The organism is Pseudomonas sp. TWRC1-2 (assembly GCF_049896685.1).
Classification (GTDB): domain Bacteria; phylum Pseudomonadota; class Gammaproteobacteria; order Pseudomonadales; family Pseudomonadaceae; genus Aquipseudomonas.
Genome location: NZ_JAFCUU010000002.1, coordinates 618031 through 634538, shown reverse-complemented (window position 1 = coordinate 634538; position 16508 = coordinate 618031). Strand labels below are relative to the sequence as shown.

12 protein-coding genes are annotated in these 16508 nt (G+C 61.6%); 6 read left to right on the top strand and 6 right to left on the bottom strand.

The genetic code is table 11. The annotated features are described in order from the left end of the window. Positions 1 to 194 precede the first annotated feature (194 nt). From ACP7B3_RS07360 to ACP7B3_RS07345, 4 genes are all read right to left on the bottom strand, one after another. Entirely contained in the window at positions 195 to 1865 is a 1671-nt protein-coding gene (locus ACP7B3_RS07360) for a protein kinase domain-containing protein (protein WP_426178542.1), read from the bottom strand. Next, the gene (locus ACP7B3_RS07355; RefSeq protein ID WP_426178541.1) at positions 1865 to 3076 is read right to left on the bottom strand and encodes a nitrate/nitrite transporter; all 1212 of its coding nucleotides are present in this window, start codon (positions 3074 to 3076) and stop codon (positions 1865 to 1867) included. Before ACP7B3_RS07355 ends, ACP7B3_RS07360 begins: the two co-directional genes overlap by 1 nt. 211 nt (positions 3077 to 3287) lie before the next feature. Then, complete coding sequence (locus tag ACP7B3_RS07350) at positions 3288 to 3863, bottom strand: ANTAR domain-containing response regulator (protein ID WP_083357333.1); 576 nt, start codon at positions 3861 to 3863, stop codon at positions 3288 to 3290. Between the two features lie 13 nt (positions 3864 to 3876). Further along, entirely contained in the window at positions 3877 to 5103 is a 1227-nt protein-coding gene (locus tag ACP7B3_RS07345; RefSeq protein ID WP_426178540.1) for a CmpA/NrtA family ABC transporter substrate-binding protein, read from the bottom strand. Between the two features lie 259 nt (positions 5104 to 5362). Here ACP7B3_RS07345 and sctC point away from each other — a divergent pair, with 259 nt between their 5' ends. From sctC to ACP7B3_RS07325, 4 genes are all read left to right on the top strand, one after another. Continuing rightward, positions 5363 to 6841, top strand: coding sequence for a type III secretion system outer membrane ring subunit SctC (sctC, locus tag ACP7B3_RS07340; protein ID WP_426178539.1), 1479 nt, complete (start codon positions 5363 to 5365; stop codon positions 6839 to 6841). 202 nt (positions 6842 to 7043) lie between these two features. Further along, complete coding sequence (locus ACP7B3_RS07335) at positions 7044 to 7445, top strand: winged helix-turn-helix domain-containing protein (protein WP_179609530.1); 402 nt, start codon at positions 7044 to 7046, stop codon at positions 7443 to 7445. Next, positions 7438 to 7893, top strand: coding sequence for a transglycosylase SLT domain-containing protein (locus ACP7B3_RS07330; RefSeq protein ID WP_145159113.1), 456 nt, complete (start codon positions 7438 to 7440; stop codon positions 7891 to 7893). The genes ACP7B3_RS07335 and ACP7B3_RS07330 overlap by 8 nt, the downstream gene beginning before the upstream one ends. 86 nt (positions 7894 to 7979) lie before the next feature. After that, on the top strand, positions 7980 to 9005 hold the full coding sequence (locus ACP7B3_RS07325; protein ID WP_426178538.1) for a quinone-dependent dihydroorotate dehydrogenase: 1026 nt from the start codon (positions 7980 to 7982) through the stop codon (positions 9003 to 9005). Positions 9006 to 9189: 184 nt separating this feature from the next. Here the strand turns inward: ACP7B3_RS07325 and rmf are convergent, their stop codons facing one another. Then, on the bottom strand, positions 9190 to 9405 hold the full coding sequence (gene rmf / locus ACP7B3_RS07320; RefSeq protein ID WP_002553055.1) for a ribosome modulation factor: 216 nt from the start codon (positions 9403 to 9405) through the stop codon (positions 9190 to 9192). A 532-nt stretch (positions 9406 to 9937) separates the two neighbouring features. On the opposite strand from rmf, the gene rlmKL reads away from it, so the two are divergent. Continuing rightward, entirely contained in the window at positions 9938 to 12202 is a 2265-nt protein-coding gene (rlmKL, locus tag ACP7B3_RS07315; protein WP_145159108.1) for a bifunctional 23S rRNA (guanine(2069)-N(7))-methyltransferase RlmK/23S rRNA (guanine(2445)-N(2))-methyltransferase RlmL, read from the top strand. Positions 12203 to 12351: 149 nt separating this feature from the next. Beyond that, positions 12352 to 14736: a sensor domain-containing diguanylate cyclase gene (locus ACP7B3_RS07310; RefSeq protein ID WP_242195877.1), complete on the top strand. Its 2385-nt coding sequence runs from the start codon at positions 12352 to 12354 to the stop codon at positions 14734 to 14736. Positions 14737 to 14874: 138 nt separating this feature from the next. Here ACP7B3_RS07310 and dacB read toward each other — a convergent pair whose 3' ends face one another. Continuing rightward, the gene (gene dacB / locus ACP7B3_RS07305; RefSeq protein ID WP_145159104.1) at positions 14875 to 16335 is read right to left on the bottom strand and encodes a D-alanyl-D-alanine carboxypeptidase/D-alanyl-D-alanine endopeptidase; all 1461 of its coding nucleotides are present in this window, start codon (positions 16333 to 16335) and stop codon (positions 14875 to 14877) included. Positions 16336 to 16508 lie beyond the last annotated feature (173 nt).

Sequence of the window (16508 nt, the reverse complement as noted above, 5' to 3'; positions counted from 1 at the left end):
AAAAGGCGTCCCCGCTAGTGATCTAGCGAGGACGCCTTTGTCCTGGTCCCGTTCTCTCGGGAAGCTCGCTCCTTCGACGTTGAAGGGACGGCTGTATGTGTGTTGTTGGGGAAGCTAATGCAGTGGCTGTGCCAAGTTGGCCAGCTTGCGGGTTTATTGGGGCTTTGAGTCAGCGCTGCCTGGGAATTTGCCCTCTAGTGGTGCAACAGCCAGTACAGCAGCACCAGATTGACCAGCAGCGACATGGCGGCGAGGCTTTGCCAGACCTTGAGCGGTTCGCGCTCCAGCAAGGGCCGTGGTCGCACGCTCAGTTCACGGCGGTCGGCCTGCTCCAGCACCAGCAGCCATTCTTCGGCGGTTTCATAACGTTGCGCGGGTGAAGCCGCCACGGCGCGTTCCAGGCTCAGTGGCAACCAGTCAGGCAGGTCGGGACGATAGCGGCTGGCGCTGACGGGCTGGGCGAAACGCGGCCGTTGGAAAGCTTCGATTTCGCCGTAGGGATAATGCCCGGTCAGCAGGTAATACAAGGTAACGCCGACACTGTATAAATCCTGCTGCGGCGTAGGCGGCTCGCCGCTGAACGCCTCGGGTGCGATAAAACTTGGCGTGCCGGGCAGCAAATGAGCGCGGTCTTCGGAGAGCCCCGGGCAATAGGCCAGGCCAAAATCCAGCACGCGCAGTTCGCCATCGTCACCCAGCAGCAGGTTTTCCGGCTTGATATCGCGGTGCAGGATTTGTCGCCGGTGCAGCAGGCCCATCGCCCGCAGCAACCGCTCGGCGATGGACTGCCACTGCGCCAGGGGCAATGGACCCTGGTGCCGGAACAGTTCGGCAAGGGTTTGCCCCGGGTATTCGCGCATCACGTAGTACAGATGCTGACGCCCACTGGCCGCGTGGACTTCAGGAAACGCGCGCCCGGCAACCCGGCGCAAAAACCACTCTTCAGATAGCAACGCTTGGCCGGTATCGCTGTCATCGTCGCGGTTGAGCGGCAAGGTTTTCAGCAGCCAGGGTTGCTGCTGGGCATCACGTACCCGGTACAGCAACGACTGTCGGCTCTGCGCCAGCAGGCTTTCAATCTGCCAGCCTTCAAAGCGTTGCCCAGGTTTGAGCGAAGGGGGCAGCGGCCATTGCTGCAACTGCACCAGCGCATCGCCCAGGGTGGCGGCGCCGAGCTGGTCGATGCGCACCAGCAGGGCGCTGGCATTGTCCTGGCTGGCGGCCAGGTGCGCGGCGTTGACCAGCGTGTTGACCGCCACATCGAGGTCAGTTTGCTCGCGCAGGATCGAACTGATGCTGTGCTCACCCAAGGCGGCCCACACGCCATCGCTGAGCAATAAAAAACATTCGCCTGCGCGCAGTTCACCGTCGAGAAAATCCAGCACCAAGTGTTGGTCCAGGCCGAGCGCGCGCTTGAGCACGTGCTGCATGCCCGGTTGTTCCCACACATGGTCTTCGCTGATGCGCTGCAACTCGCCGCCCAGCCAGCGATACACCCGGCAATCGCCGACATGCGCGAGGGTGAAACGTTGGCCGCGAAACACCAGCGCACTCAAGGTGGTCAGCAGCGGCTGGCCGCCGCCGTTGGCCTGCAACCAGCGATTCTGCGCCAGCAACAGACGCTCGAGCGCCTGGGCCACGCCCCAGGTTTGCGGCGTGGCGTAGTAGTCCAGCGCCAGCGCCTGCAAGGTCGAGCGCGCCGCCAGGCCGCCGTCGGCGCATTGGCTGACGCCATCGGCGATGGCGCACAGGTAACCTTTACTCGCCGCCAGTTCCGCCACGGGTGTGACGACGCGCAGGGCGTCCTGGTTTTCGGCCCGAGGGCCAATGGCGCTGGCTTGCGCGACACTCAGTTGCAAGCCCATCAGACGCGTGCGGCGGTCACGGCGGCCGAACCCCAGGTGGTTCTCCAGCGACGTTTGACCCCGTGCAGTCCGAACCAGGCCAGCACGCCGAGGCTGGCGAACAGCCACAGGGCCATTTGATAACTGCCGGTGCTTTGCTTGATCGCGCCCATGCCTGCCGCGAGGGCGAAGCCGCCGATCCCGCCGGCCATGCCGATCAGGCCGGTCATCACGCCGATCTCGCGGCGAAAACGCTGGGGCACCAGTTGAAACACCGCGCCATTACCTGCGCCGAGGCCGAGCATGGTGCAGACGAAAAGTGCCAAGGCCGCGTAAGAACTTGGCAGGTTGAAACCCACCGCCGCGATGCAGATTGCCGCCACGCTGTACATGCCAAGCAAGGTGCGAATCCCGCCGAAACGGTCCGCCAGGGCGCCACCCAACGGGCGCATCAGGCTGCCGCCAAACACACAGGCGGCGGTGTAGTAGCCGGCGGTCACCGGGCTCAAGCCGTATTGGTCGTTAAAGTAGCCGGGCAGGGCGCTGGCCAGGCCGATAAAGCCGCCGAACGTCACGCTGTAAAAGAACATGAACCACCAGCTGTCGCGGTCGCCCAGGGCTTTAAAGTAGTCGGCCATGGATTTGGCTTTCGGGCGTTCCGGGGCATTGCGCGCCAGCCAGGCGAAGACGGCCAGCGTGATGACCAATGGAATCAGCGCGAAGCCGAACACATTGCTCCAGCCAAACGCGGCGGCGAGTACCGGGGCCAGCAGCGCGGCAAACACGGTGCCGGAGTTGCCGGCACCGGCGATGCCCATGGCCTTGCCCTGGTGTTCCGCGGGATACCACTGAGAGGCCAACGGCAGGGCGACCGCAAACGACGCGCCCGCCATGCCCAGGAACACGCCCAGCAGCAGGGCCTGCTCGTAACTGTGGATGCCCAGTTGCCAGGCACCGAACAGTGCGGCAATCACAATGACCTGGCCGATCAGCCCGGCGGTTTTAGGCGACAGTTTGTCGGCCAGCATGCCCATCAGAAAACGCAGCACCGCGCCGGCCAGGATCGGCGTGGCCACTACCAGCCCGCGCTGTTGGGTGGTCAAGTGCAGGTCGGCGGCAATCTGCACCGCCAGCGGGCCCAGCAGGTACCAGACCATGAAACTCAGGTCGAAATACAGGAACGCGGCAAACAGGGTCGGGGTGTGCCCGGATTTCCAGAAGCTTGATTTCATCACGCACCTCAACGGTTGGGGTCTTGTAAGAAGGCCGAGTGATGGGGCCGCTGGCTAAAAGCCGCCCCATCGGCCCCAGGCGCTGGGGCCAAAACGAAAAAACGCCGCCATCGGGTTCGCGAGGGCAAACCGGATGGGCGACGTCTTTGTCGTAGAAGGGGCAACCGCCGTTGGTTACCTGTGGTGAATGCTTAGCAAGAGCTGCGCCAGATCAGCCAAGCAACTCGCTCATGGCGATAATCTGCTCCGCCACCTGGATCAGTTTCTGTTGGCGGCTCATGGCTTGGCGGCGCATCAGGGTGTAGGCCTCTTCTTCGTTGCAGTGCTTCATTTTCATCAACATGCCTTTGGCCAGCTCGATGCGTTTACGCTCGGCCAGTTGCTGGTCGCGCGCCTGGAGCTGGGCGCGCAAGGCCTGGTCACTTTCAAAACGGGCCATGGCCACGTCCAGGATCGGCTGCAGGCGCTGGGCCTGAATGCCTTCGACGATATAAGCGCTGACCCCGGATTTGATGGCCTGGCGCATTACGTTCGGGTCGTGTTCGTCGGTAAACATCACGATCGGCCGGGGCTGATCGCGGCTGACCAGTACCACCTGCTCCATTACATCTCGGCCAGGTGACTCGGTATCGATCAGGATCACGTCCGGGCGCACCGTTTCGACGCGCGCGGGCAGGTCGATGGTCAGGCCAGACTCATCGATCACCTCGAACCCGGCTTCGATCAATGCGGCCTTGAGGCGCCCGACCTTGCGCGGCGTATCGTTGATTAACAGGATGCGTAACATAAAGGTCGTCCTGTCAGCGCTGCGCTTCGTGGCTGGGGTGGTCTGCCATGGCGTGCAGTCGGAAGCTGCGCGCGTAGGCGGCGGGGTCGGAGCCGTCCCAGATTTTGCCGTCGATCAGTTGGCTGCTGCGCATGTCCGCTGCGTTTGCGTTGACGCCCACGGCGGCAGCGGCCTGACGGTATAAATCCAGTTGCTGCACGCGGCGGGCCACGCCCAGGTAGTCCGGATCTTCGCGCAGCAAGCCCCAGCGCCGAAACTGGGTCATGAACCACATACCGTCGCAAAGGTACGGCAGGTTTACTTCGCCATCGCCGAAAAACCGCAGGGCATGTGGGTCTTGCCACTGGTGGCCGAGGCCGTCGTCATAAGCACCCAGCAGGCGTGGCTCGATGCAGTCGAGCGGTGCATCGAGGTAGTCGCGAGCACTGAGTAATTGTGCGGTGGAGCGGCGGTTTTCCTGGCTTTGCTCGATAAAGCGGCTGGCCTCGAGAATCGCCATCACCAGGACGCGAGCGGTGTTCGGGTATTGATCGACAAACGCCTGGGTGCAACCTAGAACCTTTTCCGGATGATTCGGCCAGATCGCCTGGGTGGTCGCCAGGGTGAACCCCTGGTTTTGCTTCACCGCGCTGGCACACCAGGGCTCGCCCACGCAAAACCCATCGATGCGCCCGGCTTGCAGGTGCGCGACCATCTGCGGCGGCGGTACCACCACGCTGTCGACGTCGTGCAACGGATGAATGCCTTGGCTCGCCAGCCAGTAATACAGCCACATGGCGTGAGTGCCTGTGGGAAATGTCTGTGCAAAGGTCAGTTTTGTGCGGCTTTGGTGCACGTGGCGGTCTAGTGCCTCAGGAGTGATCACGCCTTGCTGTTGCAGGCCTTGGGACAGGTTGATGCTCTGGCCGTTCTGGTTGAGCCCCATCAGGACAGCCATGTCGGTCGGCGCTACGCCGCCGATGCCCAGGTGCACGGCATAGATCAACCCATAGAGGCTATGGGCGGCGTCCAGTTCGCCGCTGACCAGTTTGTCGCGCAGGTTGGCCCAGGACGATTGGCGCTTGAGGTTCAGCGTCAGGCCGTAGGGTTGGGCGAAACCCTGGGTGGCGGCGACCACCAGCGAGGCGCAATCGGTCAGCGCCATGAAGCCCAGGTCGAGGCTGCTCTTTTCCGGGGCGTCACTGCCGTTCACCCAGGCCAGCGGATGGCTCACCGGGCTGTTGCCGACCGAATCGTTCATCAACACTCACCTTTGCTCAAAAAAAAGCGTCGTAACCCTTGAGGGTTGCGCGGGTGGCAGCGCAAGCCATTGCAGGGAAACGACGCCATTGTCCGTAAGCCTGCTCCGACGTTGGTGCAGGCTTTGATACATAGCTCTTAGCAAGGCACATGCCACGGGGCTTCAAGCGCAGTCCGCCGTCAGCTTTCCATCAAGATTGAAACTCAGCTGCCTTCCAGTATGGCCGCCTCTTTGCGCCAGACGGCGAGGAACATCCACGGTGTCTATCTATTCCCCAACTATGCGCAGTTACCGCAGGTTATGCCGCTGGCTGCTGTGCGGTGCACTGCTGTTGGCAAACGCGTGCGCTTTGGGGGATAGCTATCAGGCGCGGGATGAAAGCCTGCATACCTTTTTTACCGCGCTGTCGGTGCCCTTGGGCTTGCCTGTCGTTGTCAGCCGCGAGGTGGCGCGTAAAACCATCACCGGGCAATTCGACCTTGGGGCGGCGCAGCACACGCTGGAAACCGTCGCCGAGCAGCAAGGCCTGATCTGGTACAGCGACGGGCAAGTGCTTTACCTGTATGACGCCGGGGAGGCAAAAAGCTCGGCGGTAGCGCTGCGGCATATCTCGGTCGACAGGCTGCGCGGGTTCATGCGCCGTTCCGGGCTTGATGAGTCGCGCTTTCCCCTGAGGGAGAGCGGCGGGCGGACGTTCTATGTGTCCGGGCCACCTAACTATGTCGACCAGGTATTGCACTTGGCTCAACTGATGGACAAGCAGCGCACTGAGGTCCGCGTCGGCACGCAAACCTTCGGCGTGGTGCAGGTGTTCAACACGCACGTGGCGGATCGCACGTATTCGATGGGCGACGACCAGGTCAACGTTCCGGGCATGGCCTCGATGATCGAAAGCGTGCTGGCCAGCGAGCAAAAGAAGGACACGCAACGACCCCCGGGTTTGCTGGCCGACAAGAGCCTGGTGGTGATGGCTTATCCGGATTCAAACAGCCTGTTGATCAAGGGCAAACCTGCTCAGGTGAAGGTGCTTGAGGAGCTGGTGGCGGAGCTCGACAAGCCCAAGCGGCCGATTGAGGTGTCGCTGTGGCAAGTGGAGGTGGAGCGCAGTGAATTCGTCAGGATGGGCGCAGCCTGGGCTCAGGAAACCGAGACCGGGGCTTTCGTGACGCGCGTACTGGAACCTTTGGAAGACAACCGCTTGATGGCACAGCTCGGTGTGCTGGAGCGCCGGCGCAAGGCCAAAGTCGTCGCGTTTCCCGTAATCCTTACCCAGGAAAACGTGCCTGCGGTTTTCCAGGATAACCATACGTTTTACCTGCCACGGCCCGGCGACGATAAGGGTGATTGGCAGCCCGTGCGGTATGGCATTGAAGCCAGTGTGCTCCCGCGCTTCGCCGGAGCGCATCAGATCGAGATGCTGGTGAACCTTGAGGATGGCCGTCAGATGGACAGCCAATTCAAGCCCGGCTCGGCAGGAGCGGTGGGGCGAATGGCCGTCAGCTCTGTGGTGCGCGTACCTCAAGGCAGGCGCTTGTGGCTGGGTGGTTTTCACCGTGAGGGCGAGGCGACCCGCCGTGGTCGACGCGCGCAGGTACGGCTCTTTGTGATCCAGGCGCGGGCGGTCGGCAGTGAGCCGCGGATGTTGGCCGGTGCTGTCGGCCCGCCGCCGCTGACCCCGAGCCAATATGAGCGTGTGCAGCGTGCGTTTGTGCGCGAACGCCGTGATGTCCTTGAGTGACACAACCCGTTGGTCAGAGCCCTGAAACGCTTTGCGGTCGGTGACTGCGAAAAGTCCTACGTGGCGCCCGCCGAAAGCCTCGATGACATGGGTTTTTTCCTAACGTTGTTCGCGGCTCGGGTTTTTATAGTCGTGATGTTGGCGTATCGGCCGTTTCTGGAAACAAGGAATTCAATGTCAGTAGTCGGGTGCAGAGGTGTGCATGACCCTCGTGAATGATGGGCTGACGGCTGCCTGGGTGTTTGCCGGGTGGACCTTGCAGGGCGATGGCCGATTGATCGGCGAAGGCGCGGATATTCAGTTGCCGCCCAAGGAGTGGCATGTACTGCGGCTGCTGTTGGCGTCTGACGGAGCGTTGATGACCAAGGATCGTCTGCTTGAGTTGGTCTGGCCCCGAGGGGAGGTTGCAGAGGAATCGCTGACGCGCTGTATCTACGCATTGCGCAAGCAGCTGAAGAAGGACAAGGGCTTTATCAAGACAATTTACGGCAGGGGGTATCGCTTTACCTGTGCCGTGAAAGCCGAGCAGCGCGCCATTCTCCAGACGGGGCCAGGGCGTCTGCAACGCATCTGCTCGGCTTGTGGGCAGGTGACTCATGATTAATCGATTGGGCAAAGCGTTGGTGTTGAGCCTGTTGATGGGCAGCCATCAGGCCTGGGCCAATTGCTGGGAAGAGGTGGCTAGCCGCTATGACCTCGAACCTGAGCTTTTACAGGCCATCGCCGCTGTGGAATCGGGTTACCGCGCGCACGCCGTGAACGCGCTCAACAGCGATGGCTCCCGGGATATTGGTCTGATGCAGATCAACAGCATGCACTTGCCTCGCCTGGCCAAGCAGGGCATTACCGAGGAGCGGTTATTGAGTGAGCCCTGTTTGTCGGTCGAGGTGGGCGCCTCGATACTTGCCGGGTTTATCCAGCGTTTCGGTTACAACTGGACAGCCGTGGGCTCCTACAACGCCGGCGCGGCACCTGAGCGTGAAGCGTTGCGTTTGCGCTACGCAGAAAAAATATGGGCGCGGTATGAGGCGTTGGTAGCACAACGTCATTGACGATTGGACGGCGCACCTCGCACCTGGCGCGCCACCCCGGCTATAATCGGCGCCACCTTTCGCCGCCATCCGAGTCTAGCCCGCCCATGTATACCCTGGCCCGCCAGCTGTTGTTCAAACTCTCTCCGGAAACTTCCCACGATCTGTCCCTGGACCTGATCGGTGCCGGTGGTCGTCTGGGGCTCAATGGCCTGGTATGCAAGGCACCGGCAAAAATGCCGGTATCGGTGATGGGACTCGACTTCCCCAACCCGGTCGGGCTGGCTGCCGGCCTCGACAAGAACGGCGCGGCCATCGACGGGTTTGCGCAACTGGGTTTCGGTTTTGTCGAAATCGGCACCGTGACGCCACGCCCGCAACCGGGCAACCCAAAACCTCGGATCTTCCGCCTGCCGGAAGCCGAGGCGATCATCAATCGCATGGGCTTTAACAACCTGGGCGTTGATCATCTGCTTTCACGGGTTCAAGCCGCGAAATACAAGGGCATCCTCGGCATCAATATCGGCAAGAACTTCGACACGCCCGTAGAGCGCGCCGTCGATGATTACCTGATTTGCCTGGACAAGGTCTACGCCCACGCCAGCTACGTCACCGTCAACGTCAGCTCGCCGAATACGCCGGGTCTGCGTAGCCTGCAGTTCGGTGATTCGCTCAAGCAACTGCTCGAAGCCTTGCGTCAGCGCCAGGAAGACCTGGCCATACGTCATGGCAAACGTGTGCCGTTGGCCATCAAGATTGCGCCAGACATGAGCGATGAAGAAACCGTGCTGGTCGCTCAGGCGCTGGTGGATTCGGGCATGGATGCGGTGATCGCCACCAACACCACCCTCAGCCGTGTGGGTGTCGAAGGGCTGGCGCATGGTGATGAAGCGGGTGGGCTGTCGGGCGCACCGGTGCGCGACAAGAGCACTCACATCGTCAAGGTGCTGGCGGCTGAGTTGGCCGGGCGCTTGCCGATCATCGCCGTGGGCGGCATCACCGAAGGCAAGCACGCGTCCGAGAAGATCGCCGCCGGTGCAAGCCTGGTGCAGCTGTACTCAGGTTTTATCTATAAAGGACCGTCGCTGATTCGCGAGTCGGTGGATGCGATAGCGGCCTTGCCAAAAAGGTAGGCGCCCGGCTTGTTGGCGATGGCAGGCTAAAAATACACCTGTGAGTGTGTAGTCCGCATCGCCACCGACCCAATAAAAAGGGCTCCCTAAAGGAGCCCCTGGGCCGAAGCCCGCCGCCCTGATGGGGCGTGCGTGGTTAAGTCGTTACATATTCAAGGTGGTGTGTCGGATTAAGTGCCCTGTGTTAGCCGACGGCGTGAAGTTCGTTGAGTCTGTGGATTCCCGCAGTGCCAGTCATACCGTCCCAGTTGTCGCCGCGTCCTTCTCGCCAGCCGTTGATCCAGGCTTGGCGTACCGACGGTAGAGTAAATGGGCAAAGCTCACGGGATTTGCCATGAACGCCATATTGATATCCGCGTAAAAATGCTCTTTCCAACGGATCACGCTTAAGTCTTCTCATAGGGTGTTTCCCTCACTTGTTGACTGTCTTGATATCCTTCGGCCTCGTCTGAGGCCGGGCAGAGTTTTTCTGCCGTTGGTGGGCTCGCTGCCGGCGTGGCGAGCCGATGTGTCGGCGTCGTTACGGCGCCAACCTGTGTTGAGTTCTAACCAATAGGTCACATGGATTCAATGATCGTTTTGTCATAAGCACGTAACGATAACGATGCTATAGCCATAAGCTGGGATGGCTTTTCGCCCCTTTTGTTGGGCAAAGCCAGCTATGATGTGCCCTGCATAGAGGATGGGTTTAATCCTTTAGTGAGAATGTCCGCCCGCCGCAGTCGGTTATTATTCGACGAAGGGTCGGAATATTTCTTTTTGTTGCAATCAATTATTTCTCTGCCCCGGAAATTCTGGCCCAAAGGCCCGGCAGCCGGGGTGGGACGGCACATTCGTGCCACGCGAGCACTCTTCAAGAAAAGTGCTTGATTAAAAACCGAGCCGGCGATGCGTCGCCTGTTCATTTATTGCTGAAAAGCCTGGAATGCCCCATGTCGGACCGTTTTGAACTCTTCCTCACTTGCCCCAAGGGCCTCGAAGGCCTGCTGATCGAGGAAGCCGTCGGGCTTGGCCTTGAGGACGCACGCGAGCACACCTCGGCCGTGCGCGGCATGGCCGACATGGAAACCGCCTACCGCCTGTGCCTCTGGTCGCGCCTGGCCAACCGCGTATTGCTGGTGCTCAAGCGCTTCCCGATGAAGGACGCTGAAGACCTTTACCATGGCGTGCTGGACATCGAATGGGCTGACCACATGGTCCCGGATGGCACCCTGGCGGTGGAATTCAGCGGCCACGGCTCGGGCATCGACAACACCCACTTCGGCGCGCTGAAGGTCAAGGATGCGATCGTCGACAAGCTGCGCACCCCGACCGGCGAACGCCCCTCCATCGACAAGATCAACCCGGACCTGCGTATTCACCTGCGCCTGGACCGCGGCGAAGCGATCCTGTCGCTCGACCTGTCCGGCCACAGCCTGCACCAGCGCGGTTACCGCCTGCAGCAGGGCGCGGCACCGTTGAAGGAAAACCTGGCGGCGGCGATTTTGATTCGCGCCGGCTGGCCGCGCATTGCGGCCGAAGGCGGCGCGCTGACCGACCCGATGTGTGGCGTGGGTACTTTCCTGGTCGAAGGCGCAATGATCGCCGCCGACATGGCCCCCAACCTCAATCGCGAACTGTGGGGCTTCACCACCTGGCTCGGCCACGTTCCGGCGCTGTGGAAAAAGCTGCACACCGAAGCGACCGAGCGGGCTGCCATCGGCATGAACAAGCCGCCGTTGTGGGTGCGAGGCTACGAAGCCGACCCACGCTTGATTCAGCCCGCGCGCAATAACATCGAGCGCGCTGGCCTGAGCCACTGGATCAAGGTGTACCAGGGCGAAGTCGGCACCTTCGAGCCGCGTCCGGACCAGAATCAAAAAGGTTTGGTCATCTGCAACCCGCCGTACGGCGAGCGTCTGGGTGACGAAGCCAGCCTTTTGTACCTCTACCAGAACCTTGGCGAGCGTCTGCGTCAGGCGTGCATGGGTTGGGAAGCGGCGGTGTTCACCGGCGCGCCGGACCTGGGCAAGCGCATGGGCATTCGCAGTCACAAACAGTATTCGTTCTGGAACGGCGCCTTGCCGTGCAAATTGCTGCTGATCAAGGTCAACCCGGACCAGTTCGTCACCGGCGAGCGCCGCACCCCGGAGCAGCGTCAGGCCGAACGTGAGCAGGCCGCTTACGATCAGGCCCCGACCGAGCCGCAAGAGCGCCAGTACAACAAGAACGGGAACCCGATCAAGCCAGCCCCGGCCCCGGTGGTTGAACAGGCGCGCCTGAGCGAAGGCGGGCAGATGTTCGCCAACCGCCTGCAGAAGAACCTCAAGCAGTTGGGCAAGTGGGCCAAGCGCGAAGGCGTGGATTGCTACCGTGTGTACGACGCCGACATGCCGGAATACTCCATGGCCATCGACCTCTACCACGACTGGGTGCACGTGCAGGAATACGCCGCGCCGAAATCCATCGACCCGGAAAAAGCTTCCGCACGCATGTTCGATGCGCTGGCCGCGATTCCCCAGGCGCTGAACGTCGACAAGAGCCGCGTGGTGGTCAAGCGTCGCGAGCGCCAAAGCGGCACCAAGCAGTACGAGCGCCAGAGCGCCCAGGGCAAGTTCACCGAGGTCAGCGAAGGCGGCGTGAAGCTGCTGGTCAACCTCACCGATTACCTGGACACCGGCCTGTTTCTCGACCACCGCCCGATGCGCATGCGCATCCAGAAGGAAGCGGCCGGCAAGCGCTTCCTCAACCTGTATTGCTACACCGCTACCGCCAGTGTGCACGCGGCCAAGGGCGGCGCGCGCAGCACCACCAGCGTCGACTTGTCCAAGACCTACCTGGACTGGGCACGTCGCAACTTCTCGCTCAACGGTTTCTCCGACAAGAACCGTCTGGAGCAGGGCGACGTGATGGCGTGGCTGGAAGCCAGCCGCGATGAGTTCGACTTGATCTTCATTGATCCGCCGACCTTCTCCAACTCCAAGCGCATGGAAGGTATCTTCGACGTGCAGCGCGACCACGTGCAGTTGCTCGACCTGGCCATGGCGCGTCTGGCACCGGGCGGCGTGTTGTACTTCTCGAACAACTTCCGCAAGTTCGTGCTCGAGGACAACCTCAGCGAACGCTATGCGGTCGAGGAAATCAGCGACAAGACCCTCGACCCGGATTTCGCGCGTAACGCGAAGATCCACCGGGCGTGGAAAATCACTGCGCGCTGATTGCTGCACCAAGTTGGAACAAAAAGCCGCAAGCCTGGCGTATTCCGGGTTTGCGGCTTTTTTGCGCTGGTCAAACAGTGGCCTCATGGCTATAACTGAAGCCCTAGCCAAAGTGACAGCCCCGCACGCTGGCGTTGTGAGTGTTGCCTATGCCGATGCATGCCGTACGCCCCAAAATCCTAGGCTTTATCAGTGAGCAGGCGTCGGCTTGGCTGGTGGCATTGGTGGTGTTATTGGCAGGTTGCGCGCTGACGGTAATTATTGCCTGGGCCGCCGCCGATCTGTATCAGCAACAGGTTCGCCAGCGTTTCCAGTTGCTGGTCAATGAACGCTACACCCGCCTGCAGGAGCGCCTCGAAGACCAGGAGCAACGCCTGGCCAGCCTGCAGCGCTTCTTCGTCAATTCCAGTGATGTGTCCCGCGCCGAGTTCGATGGATTTGCCCAACCCTTGCTGTTGCGCGCCCGCGCGTATGCCTGGGCACCGCGAATTTTTCGCGATCAGCGCAAGCCGTTTGAACAGGAGATCTCGCGCCAGCGCGGCGCGCCCTTTGCTATCCGTGAACTGAATTCGTCAGGGGAGTTGGCGCCTGCCGCCGAGCGCGATGAATACGTGCCGGTGTTGTATAGCCAAACCCAAAGCCTGCTGGGCTCGCCGCTCGGTTTCGACCTGTTGGCACAGCCGCTTCGGCGCTCGGTCCTTGAACGTGCACAAGAAAGCGGTACGCCCGCGGTATCCCAGCCGATGCAATTGGTGGGTGTGGAACCGGCCTATGCGGCCGGGGTTTTGCTGGTGGCGCCCGTGCGCAAGCCGGCTGAGGCCGAGCCCAGCGGCTTTGTGATGGCGGTGATCAGCATGCGACAGCTGGTGGCCGACGGTTTGCCCAAGCCGAACCGCGACAACTTGGTGATGCAGATCGTCGATACCTCCGACGCCCAGCAGCGCGTGCTGTATGCCTCGAGCAATGCGGTGGGCGCCAGCGACCTCAGCGCCGCGCGCCGTTTGACCCTCGGCGACCATGTGTATGCCCTCACGTTGCGTGGCAGCCAGGTCTTCGATCAGGCCAACCACTCCTCGATGAGCACCATCCTGACCATGGGCGGGTTGCTCAGCCTGCTGCTCAGTGCCTTGTTGTATGTGGTGGTCAGCCAACGCCAGCGCGCGCTGAAACTGGTCGAGCAGCGCACCGAGCAGTTGCGCCTGCGTGAACAGGAATTGCGCGGTGCGCACGGGCAATTGCGCAGCGTGCTGAATGCTGCCACGCAGGTCGCGATCATCGCCACTGACTTGCGCGGGGTGATCAACACGTTCAATGCCGGGGCCGAGCAAATGCTGGGGTATACGTCCGACCAGGTACTGGGGCGCATGACCCTGGAAAGCCTGCACCTGGCCGCTGAGCTCGAAGCGCGCGCCACCCGTTTGAGCGCGGCCATGGGCAAGCGCATCCCGCCAAGCCAGGCGATGTTGGTGGAGAGCCCGGACCACCTGCACCAGGCGCGAGAGTGGACCCTGTTACGTGAAAATGGCAGCCCCTTGACGGTGAACATGCTCGGCACCGTATTGCTGGATGACCATGGCTTGTGGATCGGGCATCTGGCGATTTACCTGGATGTCACCGAGCAGAAACGCGCCTACGAGGCGTTGGCGGCGCGCGATCGTTTGCTGAAAAAACTCAGTGCCCATGTGCCCGGCGGGATCTTCCAGTTCACCCTCGAGCCTCAGGGCAACGGGCGTTTTATCTATGCCAGCGATGGCATGCGCGATATCTATGAAATCGAAACCGGCGTGTTGCAACAGGACGCGGCCAAGGTCTTCGAGCGCATTCATCCCCAGGACGTCGAGCGGGTCCGCCTGTCGATACGCTTGTCGGCGTTGCAGCTGAGCCACTGGCGCGAAGAATACCGCGTGCTGTTGCCACAACGCGGCCTGCGCTGGATTCGCGGCGAAGCCACGCCTGAAGAACTGCCGGGCGGCGGTACGCTGTGGCATGGCTACGTGTCGGATATTTCCGATCTCAAGCGGGTGGAGGAAGAGCTGCGCGCGCTGTCCATTACCGATTCGCTGACGGGCATTCATAACCGGCGTTATTTCCAGGATCGTCTCAAGGTCGAGATGCTCAGGCTCAACCGCACCAGTGGGGCGCTGTCGTTGATCATGCTGGATATCGACCACTTCAAGCGCATCAACGACCAGTACGGTCACGCGGTAGGCGATGGGGTGTTGCAGGAGGTGTGCAAGCGCATCAGTCAGCGCCTGCGGCGCACGGATGTGTTTTGCCGACTGGGCGGCGAAGAGTTCGTGGTGTTGTGCCCGCACACTGATTGCGAGCAGGCGTACAGCCTGGCGATGGAGTTGTGGCAGTCGTTGCGCAGTGCGCCGATGGAAACGGTGGGCATCGTGACCGCCAGCTTCGGTGTGGCCAGTTGGCGGATCGATGACGGCATTGACGGGCTGCTGCTGCGGGCGGACTCGGCGGTGTATAGGGCCAAGCAGGCGGGCAGGGACCGGGTGGAGGCTGAGCGAATCAGGGCTTGATTGACAGATTTTTTCAGACGGCGCGCATTCATGTTGGGGGCTGGCTTGCCTGCGATTGCAGCGTGTCAGTCAGCGAATCTGACACTGATACACCGCTATCGCAGGCAAGCCCGCTCGCACATTTGATCTGTGTTGCCTTTAGAGCACCGGCGCAGCCGCCGCCAGCTTCGGCTGGCGATACAGGTCCAGCAGCACCTGGTCCAGTACTGATGAGGCGCCCCACGGTTTCGAATCGTTGAGGATCGCCACCACCACCCAGGTGTTGCCATTGTTGTCACGGCTGAATCCGGCGATGGCACGCACGGTGTTCAGGGTGCCAGTCTTGACGTGGGCTTCGCCGCGCATGGCGGTGGTCTTCAGGCGTTTACGCATGGTGCCGTCGGTGCCGGCAATCGGTAGCGAGCTGATGTATTCCGCCGCGTACGGGCTTTTCCAGGCGGCTTGCAGCATGGCCGCCATCTCGCGGGCGCTGACACGTTCGGCGCGCGACAGGCCGGAGCCGTTCTCCATGACGAGGTGCGGCGCGGTGATGCCTTTCTTCGCCAGCCACTGACGGACCACACGTTGCGCAGCCTTGGCGTCGTCGCCGTCGGCATCGTTGCGAAATTGCGCGCCCAGGCTCAGGAACAGCTGCTGAGCCATGGTGTTGTTACTGTATTTGTTGATGTCGCGGATGATTTCCGCCAGGTCCGGCGAGAAGGCACGGGCGAGTACTTTGGCGTCCTTGGGCACGGGCGCCTGGATGTCGCGGCCCTGGATGGTGCCACCCAATTCCTGCCAGATCGCACGCACCGCGCCGGCGGTGTAGGTGGCGTGGTCGAGCAGCGACAGGTAAGTCTGCGAACTGCAGCCATCGCCCAGTTGGCCGCTGACCGTCACGGTGACACTGCCGTCGGCGGCGGTGACCGGGCTGTAGCGCACGTCGCCGGTGCATTGCTTGGCGTTGGAGACTTTCACCTGGTTGTCGATGCGAATGCTGGCAATCGGCGGTTCGACCGATACGATCACGCGGCCCGAATCATTGCGGGTTACGAAGCGCAGGGCCTTGAGGTTGACCAGCAGGGCGTCGGGCTTGACCAGGAACGGCTTGTTCTCGTCATTGCCGTCGTCATTGAATTCGGGCAATTGCGGCTGGTTGAAGAAGCTGCGGTCGAGCACCAGGTCGCCGGTGACTTGCTGCACGCCATTGGCACGCAGGTCGCGCATCAGCAGCCAGAGTTTTTCCATGTTCAGCTTCGGGTCGCCGCCGCCCTTCAGGTAAAGGTTGCCGTGCAAGACGCCACCGCTGAGGGTGCCGTCGGTGTAGAACTCGGTCTTCCACTGATGGTTGGGGCCGAGCATTTCCAGGGCAGCGTAAGTGGTGACCAGCTTCATGGTGGAGGCCGGGTTCACCGACACGTCGGCGTTGAACACGGTGGGGGTACCGGGGCCGGTGAGGGGCAGCATCACCAGCGACAGCGCGGTATTTTGTAGCTTGGCTTTCTGCAGGGCCTGCGCAACGTTGGGTGGCAGGGTGTTGTTGATTGGGGCGGCAGCGGCGGAAAAGGCCAGTGGAAGAAGAACGCTGGCCAATAACACGGAACGAAAAGATTTGATCATAAGGAATAAAACCCTACTGCTGAGAAGGGTGAAAAAGGCGAGGGGTATGGAAGAAAATCCCTCATTGGTCACGAAAGTGTCGGCATTATGCCCCAAGGTGGATCCAGTTGTAGCTGAACGATAGCTGGTATTGCGCGTTTTTTTGCAGACAGATAGCCGCCTGTCCCAGAGAG